This window comes from Haliea atlantica (assembly GCF_054779855.1).
On record NZ_BAAGXL010000003.1, the window covers coordinates 385,808 to 408,478 of the forward strand.

Sequence of the window (22,671 nt, forward strand, 5' to 3'; positions counted from 1 at the left end):
AGTGTCACTCCCCGGCGGCCAGGCGGCGCACCCAGGCGGTGCGCGACTCGCGCTCGAGAATCTCGGCGCGCATGTTGAGCAGCAGGCAGCAGGTAAACAGGGCGTAGAAGGCCACGATCATCCACAGCAGCGGGTAGAGCATGCTCGGATCAATGGTGGTGCCGCCGGTAAATTTGATCGAGGCAGGCTGGTGCAGGCTGTACCACCAGTCTACCGACTTGTAGATGATGGGTATATTCACCGTGCCAACCAGGCTGAGCACGGCACAGGCCTTGGACGCTAGGGCCTTGTTCTCGTAGGCCTCGTAGAGGGCAATCACCCCCAGGTAAAGGAACAGCAGGATCAGCATGGAGGTAATCCGCGCGTCCCACACCCACCAGGTACCCCAGGTGGGCTTGCCCCAGATACTCCCGGTCACCAGGGCGACGAAGGTCAGCGCGGCACCCACCGGCGCGGTGGCGCGCATGGCGACATCGGCCATCTTCATCCGCCAGATCAGGCTGATCGCCCCGGCAATGGCCATCACATAGTAGCCGGCCAGGGCCACGACCGCTGCGGGCACGTGAATGTAGATGATCCGGTAGCTGTTGCCCTGGCGAAAATCCGGTGGCGTAAACAGTACGCCCCAGACGGCACCGGCCACCAGGGCCAGCAGTGTCAGGGGAAGCAGCCAACGCAATATGCTGCCGGACAGACGATACAGCCAGGGCGGGGAGCCGAACTTGTGAAAGAGAGTCCACATGGTGCGCCGAATTATACAGACCCCGGGGGCCCGGACAATCCAAAGCGGAACGATTTTCTCGACAGGCTTCAGGCGTCCGTGCTGATGCGCAGGCCGGCGGCGATCGCCAGCGGCGCCAGCGCCACCGCGAGACACAGCATCGCGCCCAGCAGCGCCAGGTAGGGCCCGGCCGGCACACCGTCCACCGCGGCCTGCACGGCGCCACTGCCGAAAATCAGCACCGGCATCTGGAAAGGCAGGATCAGCAGGCCGATCAACATGCCCCCCCGGCGCAGACCCACGGTCAGCGCCGCACCGATACCGCCCACCAGGCTGAGCACCCCGGTGCCCAGCAGCAGACTCAGCACCAGCGCCGGAATCGCGGCAACCGGCAGCCCCAGCATCAGCGCGAACACCGGCGACAGCAGGGCCAGCAGCACACCGGTGAGCAGCCAGTGGGCGGCCACGTAGGTCAGGCTGGCAAAATACAGCGACTGTGGCGCCAGCAGCAGCTGCTCCAGGCTGCCGTCATCGAAATCGCTGCGAAAGGCGGTATCGGCCGTCAGCAGACCGGCCAGCAGGGCCACGATCCACAGGATACCCGGGGCAAACTCCGCCAGGGCGGCGGGCTCGGGCCCCAGCCCCAGTGGGAACAGCGCCACCACGATGGCAAAGAACAGCAGGGGGTTGCCGATCTCTACCGGGCGCCGCAGGCCGAGCACCAGCTGCCGGCGCAGCAGACGCAGACAGAAGGCGGCGCTGCCGGGCACACGGCTCACGCCAGCTCTCCCGTGTCCAGGTTCAGGGTCTGCAGGGGGTGGTCTACCCGCACCGGCTGGTGGGATGTCAGCAGCACGGCGCCGCCCTGCCCCAGGTGGGCCGCCAGGCGCGCCTCGAGGGCGGCGACCCCGGCCCGGTCGATAGCCGTGAAGGGCTCGTCGAGCAGCCACAGTGGCGCCCGAGAGAGATAGAGGCGGGCCAGGTTCACCCGCCGGTGCTGCCCTGCGGAGAGGGCGTGGCTGGGCACATCCTCGTAGCCGTAGAGCCCGACCGCGGCGAGCGCCTCCTCGATCTCGCTGTCGCGCCAATCGGCCTCGCCGCTGATATGCCAGGCCAGGTTTTCCCGCGGGGTGAGCAGGGCCTTCACCGCGCCGTGATGGCCCAGGTAAAGCAGTGGCGCCCGGCGCCGCACCCGCCCCTCGAAGCCGTAGCGGGAGAGTCCCGCCAGGATCCGCAGCAGGCTGGTCTTGCCGGCGCCGTTGGCACCCTCGACCTGCACCAGCTGCCCGCGCCCCAGCGACAGGGACAGCCCCTGGAACAACTGGCGCCCACCGCGCTCCAGGGCCAGGCCCTCGGCCTCCAGCAGAGGCCCCTCCGGCGCCATCTAGAGATTGACGACGCGGATGGCGGGCAGGTGCAGATCGGTGTCCACCTCGGCCCGCAGGGACTGAAAATCAAACAGCTCCGTGTCCCCCAGCTGGGAGGGCGCGACATTGCAGATACTGCGGAAGATGGTCTCGGTGCGCCCCGGGTACTGGCGCTCCCAGTCCTTGAGCATCTGCTTGATCTGCACTCGCTGCAGGTTCTCCTGGGAGCCGCAGAGGTTGCAGGGGATGATCGGGAAGGCCTTGTAGTCGGCGTAGGCCACCAGGTCGGATTCCCGGCAGTAGGCCAGCGGACGAATGACCACGTTGCGCCCGTCGTCGGAAAGCAGCTTGGGCGGCATCGCCTTGAGCGTACCGCCGAAGAACATGTTGAGGAACAGGGTCTCGACGATGTCGTCCCGGTGGTGACCCAGGGCGATCTTGGTGGCGCCGATCTCGCTGGCGAAACCATAGAGACTGCCCCGGCGCAGGCGCGAGCAGATACCGCAGGTGGTCTTGCCCTCGGGCACTACCTGGCGAACGATACTGTAGGTGTCCTTCTCCAGGATGTACCAGGGGATGTCCAGCTCGCCGAGGTACTCCGGCAGCACGTGCTCCGGAAAGCCCGGCTGCTTCTGGTCCAGGTTCACCGCCACCAGCTCGAAATCCACCGGCGCACTCTGGCGCAGGTTCATCAACACGTCGAGCATGGCGTAGCTGTCCTTGCCGCCGGACAGGCAGACCATCACCCGGTCGCCTTCCTCGATCATGTTGTAATCGGCGATGGCTTTGCCCACATTGCGGCGCAGGCGCTTCTGGAGCTTGTTGAACTCGGTTCGTTCCTTGCGGGGAAGTTCGCGCACGATGTTGCGGTCCACGGTCGCTGTAAAGCCGACTAGTTTACCGCCAATCGCTTGTTTTTTCACCCGTTTCCCCACACAATGTGCGCCCCTGAAACACCCATACACCCCACGTTGCGAGGATTCCCTGTCCATGAAATCTCCCGTTCGAGTGACCGTTACCGGCGCCGCCGGCCAGATCGGCTACGCCCTGCTGTTCCGCATCGCCTCCGGCGCCATGCTGGGCGACGACCAGCCGATCATCCTGCAGCTGCTGGACATCACCCCGGCCATGGAAGCTCTCGAGGGCGTGCGCATGGAGCTGGATGACTGCGCCTTCCCACTGCTCGCCGGCATCACCTGCAGCGACGACCCCAACGTGGCCTTCAAGGACGCCGACTACGCCCTGCTGGTGGGTGCCCGTCCGCGCGGCCCGGGCATGGAGCGCAAGGACCTGCTGGAAGCCAACGCCGCGATCTTCTCGGTCCAGGGCAAGGCGATCAACGACAACGCCAGCCGCAACATCAAGGTGCTGGTGGTCGGCAACCCGGCCAATACCAACGCCCTGATCACCCAGCGCAACGCGCCGGACATCGACCCGCGCAACTTCACCGCCATGACCCGCCTGGACCACAACCGGGCCATGACCCAGATTGCCCAGAAAACCGGCAAGACGGTCAACGACGTGAAGAAAATGACCATCTGGGGCAACCATTCCGCGACCCAGTACCCCGACCTGTTCAACGCCGAAGTGAGCGGCCAGAAGGCCATCTCCCTGATCGACCAGGACTGGTACGAAGGCGACTTCATCCCCACCGTGCAGCAGCGCGGCGCGGCCATCATCAAGGCCCGGGGTGCCTCCTCCGCAGCCTCCGCAGCCAACGCGGCGATCGACCACATGCGCTCCTGGGCCCTGGGCACCGACGGTGACGACTGGGTTTCCATGGGCGTCTACTCCGACGGTTCCTACGACATCGCCGAAGGCCTGATCTACTCCTTCCCCTGCCGCTGCAAGAACGGCGACTGGGAAATTGTTCAGGGCGTGGACGTGGGCGACTTCAGCCGCCAGAAGATGACTGCCACCGAGCGGGAACTGGCGGAAGAACGCGACGCCGTTCAGCACCTGCTGCCCTGAGCATGACCTCGCCCCCGGCCACACGCAGTTACCACCACGGCAACCTGCGCTCCGCGCTGCTGGATACCGCGGTGGAACAGCTGGAAGTGCTGGGGGCGGACGCTCTCAGTCTGCGCGCCCTGGCGCGCCAGATTGGCGTTTCCCAGACGGCGCCCTACCGGCATTTCGAGGACAAGGGTGAGCTGCTGGCGGCGGTCGCCACCCGCGGCTACCGGCGCCTGATGGCGCGCCTGCAGGAAGCCGCGGACACCACCCCCGACTGCCCCCGGGAACAGCTCTGCACCCTGGCCCACAGCTATGTGGCCTGCGCCGCGGACTACCCGGAGATGTTCAAGCTGATGTTCGGGCCCGCGGTACAGCCGGTCGAGGAACACCCCGAACTGCGCGAAATCAGCCGCGCGACCTTTCACCAGGTGCAGGCCATTCTGCGCCAGGGCATCACCTCGGGCGAGTTCCGCGACCAGGATCTGGCCTACCTGACCAACGCCGCCTGGGCCGGCATCCACGGCCTGGCGACACTGCGCGTCGACGCACCGCACCTGTTCCAGCGCCACATTGACCTGGCACGCCAGGTGGAACTGGGCGTGCAGACCTTCCTCAAGGGCATCAGCGCCTGACCTGAGGCCAGTTCGGCGCACAGCTCCTCGAGCTGACTGCGCGGACCGCCGCACAACCCACTAGAGTTCCCGCAGCACCGCCAAGGGCGGGCTGGAGACAGCGCGCCGGCAACTCCAGGTCCCCAGCCCCCCGATCAACAACACACCCGCGGACAGCCCCAGTGGCCACAGCCAGGGTGACGGCGCGTAGCGCAGATCCATCGCCTGCTCCTGCAGAATGAACACCGAGAGCTCGGCACCGACAACCGCCAGCAGGCCGGCGAACAGGCCCAGGGCCGCAAATTCGATCAGCAAGCCCCCCAGCAACAGGCGCCGCGGAGCACCCAGGGCCCGCAGAATCGCGCTCTCGTGCATGCGCGCGTCCACCGAGGCCTGGACGCCAGCGACCAGGACCAGGGCGCCGGCCGCCAGAATCACCAACAGTACCAGCTCCACGGCGGCGGAAACCTGGTCGACAATCCCGCGCACCTGGTCGATCACCACATCCATCTCGATCACCGTGACGGTGGGAAAATCGCGGATGAAGCCATTGAGGAAAGACTTGTCCTCTGCCGCCAGGTGAAAGCTGGTCATGAAGGTGGCCGGAAAGTCATCCAGCAGACGCGGCGGAAACACCAGCCAGAAGTTGGGGTTGAAACTCTGCCAGTCGACTGCGCGAATGCTGCTCACGGTGGCTTCCAGGCTGCGTGCGCCAACCAGAAAGGTAACCCGATCCCCCAGGGTCAGCCCCATGCGCTGGGCAAACTCCTCCTCCACCGACACCTCCGCACTGTCGCTCCCCGGGGGCCACCACTCTCCCGCCAGCAGCTGGTTGCCCGCGGGCAGGTCTTCCGACCAGGTCAGGTTCGCCTCCCGCTGACGCGGTCCCTCTTCTATCTCGTCCCGCCGCGGCAACTCGCTGCCGTTGACCGCCATCGCCCGCCCGCGGATCATCGGATAGAGCGGTGCGCTGTCGATCTCCGCCTGCCGCAGGGCCTGCTCGACGCCCTGCACGTCCTCCGGGGCAATATTGATCAGAAAGTGGTTCGGCGCGTCCGCGGGCAGCTGCGTCTGCCAGGTGTCGATCAGCGAGGTGCGTACCAGCACCAGGACCAGCAACAGCATGATGGCCATGGCAAAGATCACCACCTGCACCGCGTTGGCGGCGCCCCGCCGCTGCAGCCCGGCCAGCGCCAGGCGCCAGATGCTGCCCGCACTCATGCCCACCAGTCGCCCGCCGCGCAGCAGCGTCAGGGCGAGCACCAGCCCCAGGCCGACGGTCACCCCCAGCCCCGCGAGCACGGCCGCCGTGAGCAGCAGGTCGCGGCTGTACCACCACATCAGACCGGTCACCGCGAGCAGACCGACGGCATAGTCGCGCAGGCTGCGCCGTTGCTCCAGGGGCATGTCACGGCGCAGCACCCGCAGGGGGATTGCCTGGCTCAAGCGACGCAGGGGTGGCCAGGCGAAGCTGAGCAGACAGACCAGGGCGGTGAGGGCGCCAATACCGTAGGGGCGCCAGCCAGAGGGCCCGGGTTGCACCGGCAGTTGGTCGGCAAACACCGCGAAGAAGCCGGCCTGCAGCGCCCAACCCAGGGCGCAGCCGAGGGTCGTGGCGACGCTGCCGAGCAGCAACAGGCTGCGCCCATAGAGCCAGCCGATGGTCTTCGCGGTGGCCCCCAGGCTTTTCATGATCGCCACATAATCGGTGTGACGCTCACTGAAACGGCGGGCGGCCAGGGCAATGGCGACACCCGCCAGCACCACCCCGAGGCTGCCGGCGAGGAGCAGGAAGCGCTCCGCCCGCTCCAGCGCGCGGCCGAGGCGGGGCTGGGCGCTGTCGACACTGAGCAGGCGCTGGCGATCCCCCAGCTGCGGCTCCAGCCAGTCGACGAAGGCATCCAGGGCGGTCGCCGGCCCGGCGAAGAGCTGCCGGTATTCCACCCGCGAGCCGGGCTGCACCACCTGTGTCGCCGCGATGTCGTCGTAGTGCATCAGCACCCGGGGCCCGAAGGACAACAACGAGGCGCTCTGGTCCGGCTCCGTGCGCGCGGCGGCGGTCACCCGAAACTCGGCATCGCCCACCGCGACACGATCGCCGATGGCCACCCCGAGCAGTGGAAACAGACGCGAGTCCAGCCAGACCTCGCCGCGGCCGGGGCCCGCGCCGGCCTCGCGCACCTCACCGAAAGGTTCAGCGCTGTAGCGCAGCACGCCGCGCAGGGGATACGCCCCGCTCACCGCCTTGACCGAGGCCAGCACCATGCTCTCCTCGCCGGCGTAGACCATGGAGGGAAAACTTAACGTCTGCGCCACCGCGAGGCCGCGATCTCGGGCCGCCTGCAGCCAGTCGTCGGGCAGCGCCTCGGCGCTGCGCACCACGCGATCCGCGGCGAGGAAGCGATGACTCTCCTGCTCCAGCGCACCCTGCAGACGCGCAGTGAAGGCACTGATGCCCGAGACCAGGGCCACCGCCAACACCAGCGCCGCCATCAGGATCCCCAGCTCACCGCCGCGCCAGTCCCGGACCAGCATCCGGCTCGCCGTCATCGACACCCCTCAGCCCTCCGCGACCAGGCGGCCGCTGTCCAGGCGCAGGCAGGTCTGGCAGCGCTCCGCCAGGCCCAGATCGTGGGTCACCAGCACCAGGGTGGTGGCTTCCTCGCGGTTGAGATCGAAGAGTAATTCGATCACCCGCGCCCCGGTCGCGGTGTCGAGATTGCCCGTGGGCTCATCGGCGAACAGGATGTCGGGGCGCGCAGCGAAGGCCCGGGCTATGGCCACCCGCTGCTGTTCCCCACCGGAGAGCTGGCGCGGGTAGTGCTGCATGCGCTCGCCCAGGCCGACCCGCTCGAGGAAGGTCCTGGCGTCCTTTTCTGCCTGCCGCTGCCCCTGCAGCTCAAGCGGCAGCATGACGTTTTCCAGCGCCGTCAGGGCCGGCAGCAGCTGGAAGGACTGGAATACGAAGCCCACCCGCTGGCCGCGGAACAGCGCCCGGGCATCCTCGTCCAGGGCGCTGAGCTCGGTGCCGTCGATCACCACCCGCCCGCTGCTGACGTCATCGAGACCCGCGAGCAGGCCGAGCAGTGTCGACTTCCCGGAGCCGGAGGCGCCGACGATGGCAACCGTCTCCCCCGACTTGATTTCCAGAGTGATCCCTTTCAGTATCTCCAGCTCGTCGCCGGCCATGGGCACGCGTTTGTGGAGATTGTCTACCTTGATCATGCAGCATTACCTCTTTCGCTCTGTACGCGCGCTGCTGGCTATCGGATGCTGCTGGCTGCTGAGCTGGCAGGTGCTGGCCGCACAGCCGCGCACGCTGCTGGTCCTGGGGGATAGTATCAGCGCGGCCTATGGCATGTCGCTGCAAGAGGGCTGGGTTTCACTGATGGAGGAAAAGCTGGCCCGGACACACCCCGGCGTGCGGGTGGTCAATGCCAGCATCAGCGGCGAGACCACCGGTGGCGGTTTGCGCCGCCTGCCCGGGCTGCTGGAAGAACACCAACCCGGCGTGGTGCTGATCGAATTGGGGGGCAACGACGGCCTGCGTGGTTTTCCGCCGGCGCGCATCGCCGACAACCTGACCAGCATGGCCAGCCTGGCCCGCGATGCCGGCGCCGAGGTGCTGCTCCTGAGCATGGAGATTCCCCCCAACTACGGCAGCCGCTACACCGCGGCCTTCCGCGACAGTTTTCGCAGCGCCGCCGAGGCCACTGGCGCGCGCCTGGTGCCCTTCCTGCTCGAGGGCGTGGCCACCGACCCCGCCCTGATGCAGGCGGATGGCATTCACCCCACCGCGGCGGCACAGCCACGTCTGCTGGCCAACCTGCTGCCCCACCTGAAGGAGACCCTCTGACGTGAAGGACTGGACCGCCAGCCAGCTGCAGATCCTGGACGCCAGCACCCTCTGGCACCCCTACGCCTCCGCCACCGAGGTGCCGGCCATCTACCCGGTAACCCGTGCCCGTGGCGTGCGCCTGCAACTGGCAGACGGCCGCGAACTGATCGACGGCATGGCCTCCTGGTGGTGCGCCATCCACGGCTACAACCACCCGGTCCTCAACCGGGCGGTCACCGAGCAGCTGGAGGCCATGGCCCACGTCATGTTTGGCGGCCTGACCCACACACCCGCTGTACGCCTGGCGCGCATGCTCACCGACCTCACCCCGCCGGGTCTCGACCGGGTTTTCCTCAGCGACTCCGGCTCGGTGTCGGTGGAAGTCGCCCTGAAGATGGCCATCCAGTACTGGTTCTCGGTGGGCCAGCCGCGCAAACAGAAGCTGGTTGCCCTGCGCAACGGCTACCACGGCGACACCTTTGGCGCGATGTCGGTCTGCGATCCGGTCACCGGCATGCACCACCTGTTCGGCGACGTGCTGCCGAAGCATTTCTTCGCCCCCGCACCAAGCACCCCTTTTGGCGAGCCCTGCAGCGACGACGACCTGCGCGAGATGGCTGGGCTGCTGGAGCGGCACCACCAGGAGATCGCCGCGGTCATCGTGGAGCCGGTGGTGCAGGGCGCAGGTGGCATGCGCTTCTACTCCGCCGACTACCTGGTGCGTCTGCGCGCCCTCTGCGACGCCTTCGACGTGTTGCTGATCTACGACGAGATCGCCACCGGCTTCGGCCGTACCGGCAAGCTATTCGCCCTCGAGCACGCCGGGGTGGAGCCGGATATTCTCTGTGTCGGGAAGGCCCTGACCGGCGGCTACCTGACCCTGGCCGCCACCCTCTGTAACCAGCGGGTCAGTCGCGGTATCAGCGAAGGCGAAGCCGGTGCCTTCATGCATGGCCCCACCTTCATGGGCAACCCCCTGGCCTGCGCCACCGCCTGTGCCAGCATCGAGTTGCTGCTGTCGCAACCCTGGCAGCGCCGGGTGCAGGAAATCAACCGGGGGCTGGAAATCGGCCTGGCCCCGGCACGGGAACTGGCGAACGTGGCGGAGGTACGCACCCTGGGCGCAATCGGGGTGATCGAGCTCAAGGAGGCCGTCGACATGGATCGCATCCAGCCGATGTTCGTCGAGCGCGGTGTCTGGGTGCGCCCCTTTGGCAAGCTGGTCTACTGCATGCCGCCCTATGTCATGAACCCCGATGACCTGGCCACCCTGACCGCGGCCATGGTCGATACGGTGGCGCAGCTCGCATGAACGCGGAACACCGGCAGAGCCCGCTGCAGAAGCGCTTCTATGAAGTGATCTTTGGCACCGAGACCCGCGCCGGGCAGCTCTTTGACATCCTGCTGATCCTGGTGATTCTCAGCAGCGTCACCGTCATCCTGCTCGACTCGATGCCCGGGCTGGACGCCTATTCGCAGCTGTTCTGGCGTATCGAGATCGGCTTTACCGTACTGTTTACCGTGGAGTACCTGGTGCGTATCTGGTGCGCGCCCAATCGCCGGGCCTACGTCGGCAGCGTCTACGGGGTGATCGACCTGCTGGCCATCGTTCCCACCTACCTGGCCCTGCTGATCCCCGGGACCATGCCCCTGCTGGTGGTACGCCTGCTTCGACTGCTGCGCATTTTCCGGGTCCTGCGCTTGCTGGAATTCCTCGACGAGGCCAATGAACTCGCCGGCGCCCTGCGCCGCTCGGGCCGCAAGATCTTCGTGTTCTTTTCCATGATCCTGCTGATGATGGTGGTCTTCGGCAGCCTGATGTACGTGATCGAGGGCCCCGCCCACGGTTTCACCAGCATCCCCCTGAGCATCTACTGGGCCGTGGTCACCATCACCACCGTTGGCTACGGCGACATCACGCCCATGACCTGGGCCGGGCGCGCCATCGCCTCGATCGGCATGCTCACCGGCTACGCCATCATCGCCGTCCCCACCGGCATCGTGTCCGCGGAGCTGGCGGTGACCGCCCAGCAGCGCCGACTGCGCCAGGTGCGCAACTGCACCCAGTGCGCCCGCGCCGATCACGACCCGGACGCCGACTACTGCAAGCACTGCGGTGCCGAGCTGCCAGACTTACCGCGCGAAAACGGCGCAAATCGGGTATAATCCGCTCACATTTTCGTCTTCCCGACACCCCCGCATCATGCCGACCCCCCTGTTCGCCTACCGCAAGTACTGGGCCGAGTGCTTTGGCCCGGCTCCCGAGCTGCCCATGTCCCGCGCCGAAATGGACGCCCTGGGCTGGGACAGCTGCGACATCATCCTGGTCACTGGCGATGCCTATGTGGACCACCCCAGCTTCGGCATGGCGGTGGTCGGCCGGGTACTGGAAGCCCAGGGTTTCCGGGTCGGCATCATCGCCCAGCCGGACTGGACCAGTGCCGAGCCCTTCACCGTGCTGGGCAAACCGAACCTGTTCTTCGGTGTCGCCGCGGGGAACATGGACTCGATGATCAACCGCTACACCGCGGACCGCAAGCGTCGCAATGACGATGCTTACACGCCGGATAACGTCGGCGGCAAACGCCCCGACCGGGCGGTGATCGTCTACAGCCAGCGGGTACGCGAGGCCTACAAGGATGTGCCCCTGATCATCGGCAGCATCGAGGCCAGCCTGCGCCGCATCGCCCACTACGACTACTGGAGCGACAAGGTGCGCCGCTCCATCCTGGTGGACTCCCGCGCCGACCTGCTGCTCTACGGCAACGCCGAGCGCGCCATCGTCGACGTCGCCCACCGCCTGGCGGCCGGCGAGCCGATCAGCCAGATCCGCGACCTCCGCGGCACCGCCTTCGTGTGCAAGAAGTTGCCCGCCGACTACCGCGTGATCGACTCCACCCACCTGGACGTGGTGGGGCCGGTGGAACCCCTGCTGAGCCCTTACGTGGACACCAGTGGCCCGAGTTGCGCCGAGGGCGGACCCGAAGCGCAAACCACCGGCGAGGGCGGCGTCGAGGTCATGGACCCCGCCGGGACGGGCGCCCCCAACACGGCCACCGCAGTGGCGGCCGTGGAGGCGGAACCCGTGACCCTGCTGGACCGCCCCCGGGAGGCCGGCCCGTCGGTGATCCGCATCCCCGCCTACGAGCAGGTCAGGGACGATCCACCGCTCTACGCCCACGCCTCACGGATCCTGCACAAGGAAACCAATCCCCACAACGCGCGGCCGCTGGTACAGGCCCACGGCGATCGCGAGGTATGGCTGAACCCCCCGCCGATCCCCCTGAGCACCGAGGAACTGGACTGGGTCTTCGAGCAGCCCTACACCCGCCTGCCCCACTCCAGCTATGGCGAGGCGCGCATTCCCGCCTACGAGATGATCCGTCACTCGGTGAACATCATGCGCGGCTGTTTTGGCGGCTGCACCTTCTGCTCCATCACCGAGCACGAGGGACGCATCATCCAGAACCGCTCCGAGGACTCCATCATTCGCGAAGTGGAGCGCATCCGCGACACCTCGAAGGCCTTTACCGGGGTCATTTCCGACCTCGGCGGCCCCACCGCCAACATGTGGCGGCTGGCCTGCAAGAGCGAGGAAATCGAGGCGAAATGCCGCAAGCTGAGCTGCGTGTTCCCTGGCATCTGCAAGAACCTGAACACCGACCAGACACCCCTGGTGCACCTGTACCGGCGCGCCCGCGCGGTTCCCGGGGTGAAAAAAGTGCTGATTGCCTCGGGTCTGCGCTACGACCTGGCGGTGGAAACTCCCGAGTACGTCGAGGAACTGGTGCGCCACCACGTCGGCGGCTATCTGAAAATCGCCCCCGAGCACACCGAAGACGGGCCGCTGTCGAAGATGATGAAGCCGGGCATCGGCACCTACGACCGCTTCGAGGCAATGTTCAACAAGTACTCTCAGGCCGCCGGCAAGAAGCAGTTCCTGATCCCCTACTTCATCGCCGCCCACCCGGGTACCAGCGACGAGGACATGATGAACCTGGCCCTCTGGCTCAAGCGGCACAAGCTGCGGGCGGACCAGGTGCAGACTTTCTACCCCTCCCCCATGGCCACCGCGACGGCCATGTACTACAGCGGCCGCAACCCGCTGCACAAGGTGCGCCGGGAGGGTGAACAGGTTTCCGCGGTGCGCGGCCTGTCCCAGCGCCGCCTGCACAAGGCCTTCCTGCGCTACCACGACCCCGACAACTGGCCGCTGCTGCGCACCGCCCTGAAGAAAATGGGCCGTGCCAACCTGATCGGCAACGGCAAGGTGCACCTGGTGCCCCCGCGCCAGCCGGCCAAGCGCCACGCCCGCGTGCCCGCCGACGCGAGGCCCTTCGCCACCCAGCACAACGGGCTGCCGCGCAATCCCGCGCGCCGGCGGCGCTGACCGCCCGAGCCGGCGGCGGCTGACCCCGGCTGGCTATCGCGGTTCGCGCCCCAGCTCGACATAGGCGCGCCAGGTGGCGTGCCCGAGCAGCGGGAAGATCACCGCCAGCCCCACCAGCCAGAATGCAGTGCCGAGGGCCACGAGGGCGGCGACCAGCACCGCCCACACCAGCATCACCAGCGGGTGCCGGCGGCACAGCGCGAGGCTGGCGCCCATGGCCTCGGTGGCGCTGAGGCCGCGATCAATGATCGCCGGCACGCTGATAACCGTGAGGGTAAAGCTGACCACCGCCAGGCCCAGCGCGGCGCCGGCGTAGACCAGCAACTGCACGGGGCTCAGCTGCGCCAGCACGTTACCCCACACCGTGCTTTCGATGCTCGGGGCGACACTGCCGTGAGCCCAGTACAACACACCCAGGGCGACGGCAAACCAGAGCAGCGCCACCAGCAAGAGGCCGCTGGCCAGCCTCAACAGTGGGCCGCGACAGCGCACCAGCACCTCCAGGGAGTGCCCGAAATCGGCCTCCTCCCCGCGCTCGCGACGCAGGGACAGCTCGCAGCAGCCGGCGGCAAACACCGGCCCCACCAGCAGAAAGCCGAGGACCGCGGCGGCCACGTAGAGGGGGTGCTGCTGATAGGCCAGCACCAGGATGCCCAGGGCGACCACGAGAACACCGTAAGCCAGGCTGGCCAGTGGGTGGGCCAGCAGATCCCTGGCGGCGGCCAATACCCAGGTGAAGGGACGCAAAGTCAGTGAGGCACCCGTTTCGCGGGGCTGAACGTCGCGCTGAGCCTGTTGTGAAATGACTGTCATTGGCGTACTCCCTGCGGATCGTGTCCGCCAGTTCAAGCATGTCACCCTGCGAGTATAGTTCATGCCGCAGCAGCCCGCGTCGGCGCCATTTTCCACTGGACGGCATCCCCCGCCGTGGTCTACGTTTCTGGTTTGGCAGGCGCGACTTTATCCAGCACGCTGATGCCGCTCGCAGACAAGGAGACGCAGCATGGAACTGAAAGGCAGCCAGACCGAACAGAACCTCAAGGACGCTTTCGCCGGCGAATCCCAGGCCAACCGCCGCTACCTGTATTTTGCGGCCAAGGCCGACGTCGAGGGCTACAACGATGTCGCCGCGGTCTTCCGCTCCACGGCGGAGGGCGAAACCGGCCACGCCCACGGCCACCTGGAGTACCTGGAGGAAACCGGTGACCCGGCCACTGGCCTGCCCATCGGCGCTACTGCGGACAACCTCAAGGCAGCGATTGCCGGCGAAACCCACGAGTACACCGATATGTACCCGGGCATGGCCAAGACCGCCCGGGACGAGGGCTTCGAGGAGATCGCCGACTGGATGGAAACCCTGGCCAAGGCCGAACGCAGCCACGCCAACCGTTTCCAGAAGGCGCTCGACACCCTCGACGACTGAGCGCCGGGGCTGCGAGCCATCCGGGACGCCCTTCCCGGGCGGCCCGCCCGATTGACGCGTCTGCGCAAGCAAAGAGAGGGAACGCCGTGAGAGAAGGCAGCCTGGAGGCACCCACCCGCCACCCGATCGACTGGCGCAGCGAGGATTTCTGGGAGCGGGAAAAACTCGACGCCGAGCTGGAGCGCGTCTTCGATATCTGTCACGGCTGCCGCCGCTGTGTCAGCCTCTGCGCCAGCTTCCCGACCCTGTTTGACCTGGTCGACGAGTCGGAGACCCTGGAGGTCGACGGCGTAGACCGGGGCGACTACCCGAAGGTGGTCGAGCAGTGCTACCTCTGCGATCTCTGCTACATGACCAAGTGCCCCTATGTCCCGCCCCACGAGTGGGCGGTGGACTTTCCGCACCTGATGCTGCGTGCCAAGGCAGTGCAATTCCGCGCCGAGGGCGCGCGGCTGCGGGACCGCGTACTGACCAGCACCGATCGCACCTTCGGGCTGGCCACCATTCCCCTGGTGGATGTCACCGTCAACGCGCTGAATCGCAACGCCACCTTCCGCAAGGGCCTGGAATCCAGCCTGGGCATCCATCGCGAGGCCCCGCTGCCGACCCTGCACAGCCGCACCCTGCGCAAGCGTGCCGCGCCGCTGGTGCGCGAGCTGGTACCCCTGGCGGTGGGCGAAACCACCGGCAAGGTGGCGCTCTATGCGACCTGCTACGGCAATTACAGCAGCCCCGACCTCGGCGAGGACTTTATCCGGGTCTTCCAGCACAATGGCATACACATCGACCTGGTGCCCCGGGAGCAGTGCTGCGGCATGCCGAAACTGGAGCTGGGGGACCTGGACAGTGTCGATCGCCTCAAGCAGGCCAACATTCCGGCCCTGGCCGCCCTGGTGGACCAGGGCTACGACCTGACCGCACCGATTCCCTCCTGCGTGCTGATGTACAAGCAGGAGCTGCCCCTGATGTACCCCGACGACCCGGCGGTGAGGAAAGTGCAGGAGGCCTTCTACGATCCTTTTGAGTACCTCTGGCTGCGCCACAAGGGCGGCGCCCTGAAGACCGACTTTTCCAACCCCGCGGGCAATGTCGCCTACCAGGTCGCCTGCCACCAGCGAGTACAGAACATCGGCCTGAAGACCCGCGACGTCCTGGCGCTGATTCCGGATACCGCGATCACGCCTCAGGAGCGCTGCTCCGGCCACGACGGCACCTATGCCGTAAAGCGGGAAACCCGCGAGCGCTCGCTGAAAATCGCGCGGCCGGTGGTGCGCAAGGTCGACCAGCAGTCCCCCGACCACTTCATCAGCGACTGCCCGATGGCCGCCACCCAGATTGCCCACCTCTCCGAGACCGTCGACCGGGCGCTGCATCCGATGACCCTGCTGCGACTGGCCTACGGACTGTAAAGCGACAGGAGCCAGACACCATGCCACAGCTCTCACGCGCCGATCTCTGGTCACTGGAAGAATACGCCGAGATCCGACCGGCTTTCCGCCAGCAGGTCATGCAGCACAAGAAGAGCCGCCAGCTGGCGCTGGGGGACCATGCCCGTCTCTGTTTCGAGGACGCCCTGACCATCAAGTACCAGATCCAGGAAATGCTGCGGATCGAAAAAGTCTTCGAGGCGGAGGGCATCCGCGAGGAGCTGGCGGCCTACAATCCGCTGATCCCGGATGGGCACAACTGGAAGGCCACCTTCATGCTCGAGTATGCCGACCCGGCGGAGCGCGCCCGCCGCCTGCAGGAGTTGCGGGGCATCGAGGACCAGGTCTGGCTGCAGGTCGGCAGCGGCGCACGCATCTACCCCATTGCCAACGAGGACTTGGAACGCAGCAATGCCACCAAGACCTCCTCGGTACACTTCCTGCGTTTCGAGCCCGGCGCCAAGTCAATTGCCGCCGCCCGGGCGGGGGAAGCGATCCGCGCGGGGGTCGATCACCCGGCCTGTCATATCGACGCGGTCCTGCTGGACGAGCCCGTGCGGGCCTCCCTGGTCCGCGACCTGGAGCCCGGCGCCCTGCACTGAGGGCACACGCCGCCGTGCAGGAAGCAGCTCAGGCAGCGCCCTCGCGGCGGCGGGTGCGCGTGGTGGCGGTGGCAGTGAGCGGGTCCTCCGGCCAGGGGTGCTTGGGGTAGCGGCCCTTCATCTCCTTGCGAACCTGCGGGTAGACATCGCGCCAGAAGGTTTCCAGGTTCGCGGTGACTGCCAACGGACGCCCGGCGGGCGACAGCAGGTGCAGCAACAGCGGCTGGCGACCCCAGGCTATGCGCGGTGTCTGCAGGCAGCCGAACATCTCCTGCAGTTTCACCGCCAGCACCGGCGAATCCTGCCGATAGTCGATCCGTCTCGCCGCCCCGGAGGGCACCGTCACCGCCAGCGGCGCCTCGGCCTCCAGCTCCCGCGGCAGGGGCCAGGGCAGCAGCTGCTGCAGTAGAGCCAACAGGTCCAGGCTGCCGAGACCGCGCGCGATTTCCGGCGCGCACAGCGCCGACCACAGCCAGTCCCCCGCGCGCTCCAGCAGCGCGGCTTCGTCGGTCGCGGACCAGTTCGCGTCTTGCCGCGGGTCCAGTCGCCGCAGCAGGTCCACCCGGGCACACCACTGGCGCGCGGCTTCGGTCCAGGGGAGCTCCGCCAGCCCCCGCTCCCGCAAGCGCTGCAGCCAGGCATCGGCACGCATTGCCGGGGTGACCGCGTCCAGCGCCTCGCGGGAAAGACGCAGCGCACCGACCCGCTGTTCCCGCCAGGCGCGCAGGCGCTGCCCCTCCCAGACGGTCCGCTCGGCCACCTCGACCCGGTCCGCCAGCGCGGATTCAAAGCAGCGCGGATCCAGGGCCACGGCCCGCCAGATGCGATCCACTGCCTCCCCGGCGCGCCCCCCCAGTTCCGCCACGGCCAGCCATTCACTTCCCGCCAGGGGGGCATCCCCCGGCAACTCGGCACTGCGGCCATTGGCCAGCTGGTACTGCCCCGGCGCGGAGCCTGCGCGCGCCCGGGCGATATGGTCGGGCCAGGCCGCGGCCACCAGCACAGCAAGCGTCTGCTCTGCCGTCAGATGCCCGTCGGGCATGTGGCCCGCTTGCGGCGCCCGCTGCGCCAGTTGCCGATAGCGCCGCGCCTGCTGCGACACGTCGCGCGCCCAGCCCCCCCTGCGCGCGTCCGCACCCTCCAGGTCCCGGAGCAGTTCCTGCAGGTCCACACTGCGGGACAGGCCCGGGTCGCGCGCCTCCAGCAGGGCGGCCAGCTGTGCTGCCAGCGGCGCCGCGCCCAGGCCGGCACCGGTCAGCAACAGCGTGCCCAGGCGCGGGTGCAGGGGCAGTTCCGCCAGGCGCAGGCCGCGGGGCGTCAGCTGTGGCGGGCTGCCCTGCCGCAGCGCACCGAGGGCGGCGAGCAGATCCAGCGCCTGCTGGAACAGTGCCGGCGGCGGCGTGTCCAGCCAGGCCAGCTCGCCCGGTTCGGACACCCCCCAGGCCAGCATCTGCAGGGCCAGCGGCGCCAGGTCCGCGCGCAGCACCTCGGGTTCGCGCTGGGCCACCATGCGCCCCTGCTGTTCCCGGGACCACAGCCGCAGGGCCACCCCCGGGCCCAGGCGCCCCGCCCGCCCGGCGCGCTGCTCCGCCGACGCGCGGGAAATGCGCCGGGTCGTCAGGCGCGTGGTGCTGGTGGCGGGGTCAAAGCGCGCCAGCCGCTCCATGCCGCAGTCCACCACCACCTGCACGCCCTCGATAGTCAGGCTGGTCTCGGCGATGTTGGTTGCCAGCACCACCTTGCGCACACCCTCGGGTGGCAGATCGATCGCCCACTGCTGTTGCTCCAGGCTGAGCCCGCCGTGCAGCGGCGCCAGGCGCAGGTGCTTCCCGGCGAGGTCCGCCAGTTCCCTGCAGGCGCGCCGAATCTCCGCCTGGCCGGGCAGAAAGACCAGCACATGTCCCGGGTGATCCCGCAGCGCCTCGCGCACCGCGGCGACCACCGCCGGAACCGGCGACTCCCCGGGCCCCGGCCCGGCGCGATAGTGCAGGTCCACCGGATAGCGCCGGCCCTCGGAGGTCAGCACACGGGCACCGGGGAGCACGCGCGGCAGGTCAATGCCCGACAAGGTCGCCGACATCACCAGCAGACGCAGGGGCTCGCCCTCGCGAAACAATTCGCGCCCCTGCAGCCCGAGCGCCAGGCCCAGTTCAGCGTCCAGGTTGCGCTCGTGGAACTCGTCGAAGATCAGCAGGCCTACCCCGATGAGTCCCGGGTCCTGCTGCAGGCGCCGGGTCAACACCCCTTCGGTCACCACTTCAATACGGGTGGCGGCACTGACCCGGCTCTCCAGACGGATCCGGTAGCCCACCGTGTCCCCCGGCTTCTCGCCGAGCAGCGCTGCCATGCGCGCCGCCGCGCTCCGGGCCGCCACGCGCCGGGGCTGCACCAGCACAATCGACTGCCCCCGCAGCCACTCGGCGTCCAGCAGGGCCAGGGGTACGAGGGTGGTCTTGCCCGCGCCGGGGGGCGCTTCCAGCACCACGTCAGCGCCTGCCGCAAGGGCGTCGCGCAATTCGGGGAGTATTCGGTTGACCGGCAAGTCAGGCAGTAGGGACGCTGTCATGGCGCAAGGATACGCCAGCCACCGCCGGGACCAAAGCGCTTCCCGTCGGCACCGAGCTGGTGCAGCCGCCACCTTTCTGGTGCAAGGGCGGAGCGCGCTGCGCCGTCATCGGCCTGTCATCCGCGGCTGTCAGGCTACTGGCATCACAATTGCACCGGTAATCGGAAGAGATGGCCAGCGGCGGCCACAGCGTGCCGCCGGCGATTCCCCAGTCGGGAGGTGGGCATGGCAGCAGCCGCATTGGAGCAGCACCTGGAATCCGTGGAACGGGAGAGCGAGCCGCGGGGCGTCGCCTTCTTCGACCTCGATGGCACCCTGATCGCGGGATACTCGATCATCGCCCTGGCCCTGGAGACCCTCCGCGAGGGCCTCCGCCAGCGGCGTTTCCGCGAGTCCCTGCGGCTGCTCGCGGATATCGTCGGACAGAAAACCGCGCGCACCGACAAGGGTAGCCACTACCACCGGCTGGTGCGGCGACTCGGTCGCAGCCTGGCGGGCATTCGCGAGGAGGAACTGCTGGAGCTGGGGGAACGCGCCTGTGAGCGCCACCTGCTGGGGCAGCTGTTTCCGGAAGCCATTGGACTGGTCGAGGCCCACCGTGCCGCCGGACACCACCTGGTGATTGTCACTGCCGCCAGCCACTACCAGGTGGCCCCCCTGGCCCGCCTGCTGGGGATCGACGAGATCTGCTGCACCCGCCTGGAGGTTATCGACGGCCATTTTACCGGGCGCGTGCTCAACCCACTCTGCTACGGCGAAGGCAAGGCACTGGCCGCCCGGCGGGTCCTGCGCCGCCGCCGTGGGGCCCTGCGCCGCAGCTGGTTCTACACCGATTCCCTGGCCGATCTGCCCCTGCTGCGACGCGTGGGTCACCCGGTGGCGATCAACCCGCGCGAAGATCTCGCCCGGGAGGCAGCGCGCAACGACTGGCCAATCCTGCGCTTCTCCAGTCGCGGTACGCCGGATCTGGAGTCGCTCTTGCGCACTGCGCTTACCGGCCAGGCCCTGGCGGCCACCGCCCTGGTTGGCAGCCTCGCCTCGCGCCTGGGCGGCAACCGCCTCGCCAACGCCAGCCGGGTGGCCCAGTTGCTGGGGGATGTGGGCAGTGGCCTGGCGGGACTCGAGTTCGAGGTGGAGGGCGCGGAGCACCTCCACGCGGTGCGCCCGGCCGTCTATATCTTCAACCACCAGAGCCTGCTCGATGGCATGGTGATCGCGCACTTGCTGCGTCGCGATACCGTTGCCCTGTGCAAGGCGGAGATGGCGCGGGTGCCGGTACTGGGAAACCTCCTGCGCCAGACCGACACCATCTTCGTCCAGCGCGAGGAACAGGACCAGCGCGAGGTGCTGCAGCGCGCGATGGCGGTGCTGCGCGAGGGGCGCTCACTGGTGGTGGCCCCCGAGGGTACCCGCAGCAGCCTGGGGGATATCCGGCCCTTCCGTCCCGGCGCTCTGCTACTGGCGCGCAAGGCCGGTGTGCCGCTGGTCCCCATCGTCCTGCACAACGTCAAGGATGCGCTGCCCAAGGGCTCGCTGCTGATTCGCCCCACGACCATTCGCATCACCGTCCTGCCGCCCCTGGATGCCGCGGCGGGGGGCAATGTGCGGCAACTCGCCCGCGAGCTGGAACTGCGCTACCGGGACCTGCTCGTCACCTCACCCCGCGCCGGGCTGCCGAACGGGCTCAGGCAGCCGGCCCTCAGTGACCAAAGGCATAGCGCAGCCTGACCCAGGCCTGCCGGCCCGGTTCATTGACGCGCGGCGCGGTCGGCTCGAAGGGATCCTGATTGCCGGCATTGACATGGTAGGCATAGCTGCGGTCAAACAGGTTTTCCACGCCCAGCTCCAGGGTCAGGTCTGTCGCCAGGCTGTAGTGACCGTAGAGGTGCAGCACGGAAAAGCCCGGGGTCGGCCCCTCGGCGTCGACCGCCGGATTGAAATGCGTCTGCCGGTCGGCGACCAGCCACTCCAGGCCGACAGCCCAGTCGTCGCGGCGGTAGTCCAGGTTCAGGCGCAGCTCCAGGGGCGCAATCTGGGCCAGGTCCTCGCGGTCGCTCTCGCCCCGGGTCCAGGAAAGCCCGGCGCGCGCTGACAGGGCGTCGTTCAGGCTCCAGTGCCCATCCAGCTCGAGACCGTGGCGCAGGGCGTCCGTATTGCGGTACAGGTCGGTACTGCCCTCGCGGTAGCGCTCGATGTAATCGTCCACCTGATCGGCAAAGACACTGAGCGCCCAACCCAAGGCGGCGTCGCCGCGCTCCAGGCGCAGGTCGATCTGCTGATGCCGCTCCGGTTCCAGGGCGGGGTTGCCGACCCAGGCCCCCATGGGGGTCTGCCGCGCCATCCAGCGCTCCGAGCTGTCCGGCATGCGCAGGGTGCTGCTCAGGTTGGCGCTGAACAGCAGGGCGCTGTCCAGCTGGCGGTCCCAGCCCAGCACCACACTCAGGCCGGCATCATCCTGCTGCCCGGCGGCGCTGCCATAGAAGCTCGCGTAGAGCCGCTCGGGCGTGGCCATTCCCTGCATCCCCGCCGGCAGGGCACTGCCGCGGGCCTCGCTGGCGTGATCGTCCCAGCGCAGTCCCAGGCGCAGACTGTCCACCGCGCTCGCCGCGTAGTCCAGCTCCGCAAACACACCGCGATGACGGTGGCGCACATCGGGCCACATCCGCGACACCAGGGCGTCGTAGATACCGTCCTTGCCCTGGTCACTGTAGAGCGTGGCGCCCTGTTCGTTGACCCGGTAGTCCGCCCCCAATCGCCACTCCACGGCACCCCTCTGCCAGCTTGCCAGCAGGCGCCCGCCCCAGGTGTCGGAGGAGGATGGGGCCGCCATGCCCATCGGCATCGGACTGCGGTCGCGCACCGAATAGGTATCCATCAGGTGCTCGACATCACTGCGGTAGACCGACAGCTCCAGACCGTCCAGCGGCCCGAGATCCTGCTGACGCCAGCGCAGGCTGGTGGAGCGGGAATCGGCGTAGACGCCGTCCATGCCGTTGCCCGCGTAGGCAATGTCTTCCTCCGCCGAGCGTTCGTGGGACAGCTGCAGGTCTCCCCGGGAGCCCAGCTCCATGCCGGCCACCAGCCCCAGGGAGTCCGAGTCGAAACGTGAAGCCACCTGGCGTCCATCGCCGTCCTCGTAGTCATCGGCGCGTTTACTGGCGGCGAACACCCGCAGGTAGCCCCGGTCATTGCCCGCGGCGACATCCCCCGACAGGCTGCGCAGGTCACTGTTGCCGGTATAGCCAGTCGTCAGTGAACCGCTCACACCCCGCTCGCCGAGTTGCGGGCGCTCGTGTTCAAAGAGCAGTGTTCCGCCACTGCCGCCCGGGCCGTGAATGACCGAACGATGGCCCTTGATCACCGCCACCCGGTCAAAGCTCTCGACGCCAATATAAGTGCTCGGCGGGTCCATGCGGCCGGGGCAGGCACCGAAATTGTAGGCGCCGTTGGCCACCACGTTGAGGTTGCTCTGGCTCTGTCCGCGGATAATCGGGTCGAAGCCGCGACCGCCCCGCCGCAGCGCCTGCATGCCAGTGACCGAGCGCAGCAGCTCGCCGGCATCGTGGGTCGGCCGGGTCACGGCGCTCTCGCTGAACAGCTGCGCGTCCGCGCGGGTCCGCTGGGCGGAGACCTCGACCAGCTCGATTGCCTGGTCGTGATCGCGTTGGGCCCACACTGCTGGAGTGTGGGCGAGAATCAGACCGCAGAACAGCGGGGAAAGGAGCAACGGACGACGCATCGGGAAACCACCTGCAGGAAAAAACGCGTCG

The 22,671-nt window shown here is 68.0% G+C and carries 19 protein-coding genes; 10 read left to right on the plus strand and 9 right to left on the minus strand.

Going from position 1 to position 22,671, the window contains the following annotated elements; genetic code table 11:
- Window positions 1–4: 4 nt before the first annotated feature.
- From ACYVGS_RS01825 to ttcA, 4 genes are all read right to left on the minus strand, one after another.
- Window positions 5–742: a heme ABC transporter permease gene (locus ACYVGS_RS01825; RefSeq protein ID WP_460586922.1), complete on the minus strand. Its 738-nt coding sequence runs from the start codon at window positions 740–742 to the stop codon at window positions 5–7.
- A 68-nt stretch (window positions 743–810) separates the two neighbouring features.
- Complete coding sequence (gene ccmB / locus ACYVGS_RS01830; RefSeq protein WP_460586923.1) at window positions 811–1,500, minus strand: heme exporter protein CcmB; 690 nt, start codon at window positions 1,498–1,500, stop codon at window positions 811–813.
- Window positions 1,497–2,105, minus strand: coding sequence for a cytochrome c biogenesis heme-transporting ATPase CcmA (gene ccmA, locus ACYVGS_RS01835; protein WP_460586924.1), 609 nt, complete (start codon window positions 2,103–2,105; stop codon window positions 1,497–1,499). Before ccmA ends, ccmB begins: the two co-directional genes overlap by 4 nt.
- A complete protein-coding gene (gene ttcA, locus ACYVGS_RS01840; protein WP_460586925.1) occupies window positions 2,106–2,948 on the minus strand; it encodes a tRNA 2-thiocytidine(32) synthetase TtcA in 843 nt (280 codons plus the stop codon).
- A gap of 130 nt (window positions 2,949–3,078) precedes the next feature.
- Between ttcA and ACYVGS_RS01845 the strand changes: the two genes are divergently transcribed.
- Complete coding sequence (locus ACYVGS_RS01845; protein WP_460586926.1) at window positions 3,079–4,059, plus strand: malate dehydrogenase; 981 nt, start codon at window positions 3,079–3,081, stop codon at window positions 4,057–4,059.
- 2 nt (window positions 4,060–4,061) lie between these two features.
- A complete protein-coding gene (locus tag ACYVGS_RS01850) occupies window positions 4,062–4,676 on the plus strand; it encodes a TetR/AcrR family transcriptional regulator (protein ID WP_460586927.1) in 615 nt (204 codons plus the stop codon).
- Between the two features lie 60 nt (window positions 4,677–4,736).
- Here ACYVGS_RS01850 and ACYVGS_RS01855 read toward each other — a convergent pair whose 3' ends face one another.
- The gene (locus tag ACYVGS_RS01855; protein ID WP_460586928.1) at window positions 4,737–7,205 is read right to left on the minus strand and encodes an ABC transporter permease; all 2,469 of its coding nucleotides are present in this window, start codon (window positions 7,203–7,205) and stop codon (window positions 4,737–4,739) included.
- A gap of 9 nt (window positions 7,206–7,214) precedes the next feature.
- Complete coding sequence (locus ACYVGS_RS01860; protein ID WP_460586929.1) at window positions 7,215–7,880, minus strand: ABC transporter ATP-binding protein; 666 nt, start codon at window positions 7,878–7,880, stop codon at window positions 7,215–7,217.
- Between ACYVGS_RS01860 and ACYVGS_RS01865 the strand changes: the two genes are divergently transcribed.
- Genes ACYVGS_RS01865 through ACYVGS_RS01880 form a run of 4 tightly spaced genes read left to right on the plus strand, consistent with a single transcriptional unit; the run spans window position 7,879 to window position 12,883 of the window.
- The gene (locus ACYVGS_RS01865; protein ID WP_460587577.1) at window positions 7,879–8,511 is read left to right on the plus strand and encodes an arylesterase; all 633 of its coding nucleotides are present in this window, start codon (window positions 7,879–7,881) and stop codon (window positions 8,509–8,511) included. The genes ACYVGS_RS01860 and ACYVGS_RS01865 overlap by 2 nt on opposite strands.
- 1 nt (window position 8,512) lies before the next feature.
- Window positions 8,513–9,805, plus strand: a complete 1,293-nt coding sequence (gene bioA, locus ACYVGS_RS01870) for an aspartate aminotransferase family protein (protein WP_460586930.1) — start codon at window positions 8,513–8,515, stop codon at window positions 9,803–9,805.
- Window positions 9,802–10,659, plus strand: a complete 858-nt coding sequence (locus tag ACYVGS_RS01875; RefSeq protein ID WP_460586931.1) for an ion transporter — start codon at window positions 9,802–9,804, stop codon at window positions 10,657–10,659. Before bioA ends, ACYVGS_RS01875 begins: the two co-directional genes overlap by 4 nt.
- Before the next feature lie 37 nt (window positions 10,660–10,696).
- Window positions 10,697–12,883, plus strand: coding sequence for a B12-binding domain-containing radical SAM protein (locus ACYVGS_RS01880; protein ID WP_460586932.1), 2,187 nt, complete (start codon window positions 10,697–10,699; stop codon window positions 12,881–12,883).
- Between the two features lie 33 nt (window positions 12,884–12,916).
- Here ACYVGS_RS01880 and ACYVGS_RS01885 read toward each other — a convergent pair whose 3' ends face one another.
- A complete protein-coding gene (locus ACYVGS_RS01885; RefSeq protein ID WP_460586933.1) occupies window positions 12,917–13,696 on the minus strand; it encodes a DUF2189 domain-containing protein in 780 nt (259 codons plus the stop codon).
- Between the two features lie 190 nt (window positions 13,697–13,886).
- Here ACYVGS_RS01885 and ACYVGS_RS01890 point away from each other — a divergent pair, with 190 nt between their 5' ends.
- The 3 genes from ACYVGS_RS01890 to ACYVGS_RS01900 all read left to right on the plus strand — a co-directional run bounded on the left by ACYVGS_RS01890 (window position 13,887) and on the right by ACYVGS_RS01900 (window position 16,335).
- Window positions 13,887–14,306 (plus strand): rubrerythrin family protein, encoded by a 420-nt coding sequence (locus tag ACYVGS_RS01890; protein ID WP_460586934.1) that lies wholly within the window; start codon window positions 13,887–13,889, stop codon window positions 14,304–14,306.
- Window positions 14,307–14,392: 86 nt separating this feature from the next.
- Window positions 14,393–15,715 carry a heterodisulfide reductase-related iron-sulfur binding cluster gene (locus tag ACYVGS_RS01895; RefSeq protein ID WP_460586935.1) on the plus strand — a complete coding sequence of 441 codons (1,323 nt, stop codon included), beginning with the start codon at window positions 14,393–14,395 and terminating at the stop codon, window positions 15,713–15,715.
- Between the two features lie 20 nt (window positions 15,716–15,735).
- Window positions 15,736–16,335: a DUF3501 family protein gene (locus tag ACYVGS_RS01900; RefSeq protein WP_460586936.1), complete on the plus strand. Its 600-nt coding sequence runs from the start codon at window positions 15,736–15,738 to the stop codon at window positions 16,333–16,335.
- A gap of 28 nt (window positions 16,336–16,363) precedes the next feature.
- Here ACYVGS_RS01900 and hrpB read toward each other — a convergent pair whose 3' ends face one another.
- Complete coding sequence (gene hrpB, locus ACYVGS_RS01905; RefSeq protein ID WP_460586937.1) at window positions 16,364–18,901, minus strand: ATP-dependent helicase HrpB; 2,538 nt, start codon at window positions 18,899–18,901, stop codon at window positions 16,364–16,366.
- A 225-nt stretch (window positions 18,902–19,126) separates the two neighbouring features.
- Between hrpB and ACYVGS_RS01910 the strand changes: the two genes are divergently transcribed.
- On the plus strand, window positions 19,127–20,629 hold the full coding sequence (locus ACYVGS_RS01910) for an HAD-IB family hydrolase (protein WP_460586938.1): 1,503 nt from the start codon (window positions 19,127–19,129) through the stop codon (window positions 20,627–20,629).
- On the opposite strand, the gene ACYVGS_RS01915 is transcribed toward ACYVGS_RS01910, so the two are convergent.
- The gene (locus tag ACYVGS_RS01915) at window positions 20,601–22,640 is read right to left on the minus strand and encodes a TonB-copper family protein (RefSeq protein ID WP_460586939.1); all 2,040 of its coding nucleotides are present in this window, start codon (window positions 22,638–22,640) and stop codon (window positions 20,601–20,603) included. The genes ACYVGS_RS01910 and ACYVGS_RS01915 overlap by 29 nt on opposite strands.
- Window positions 22,641–22,671 lie beyond the last annotated feature (31 nt).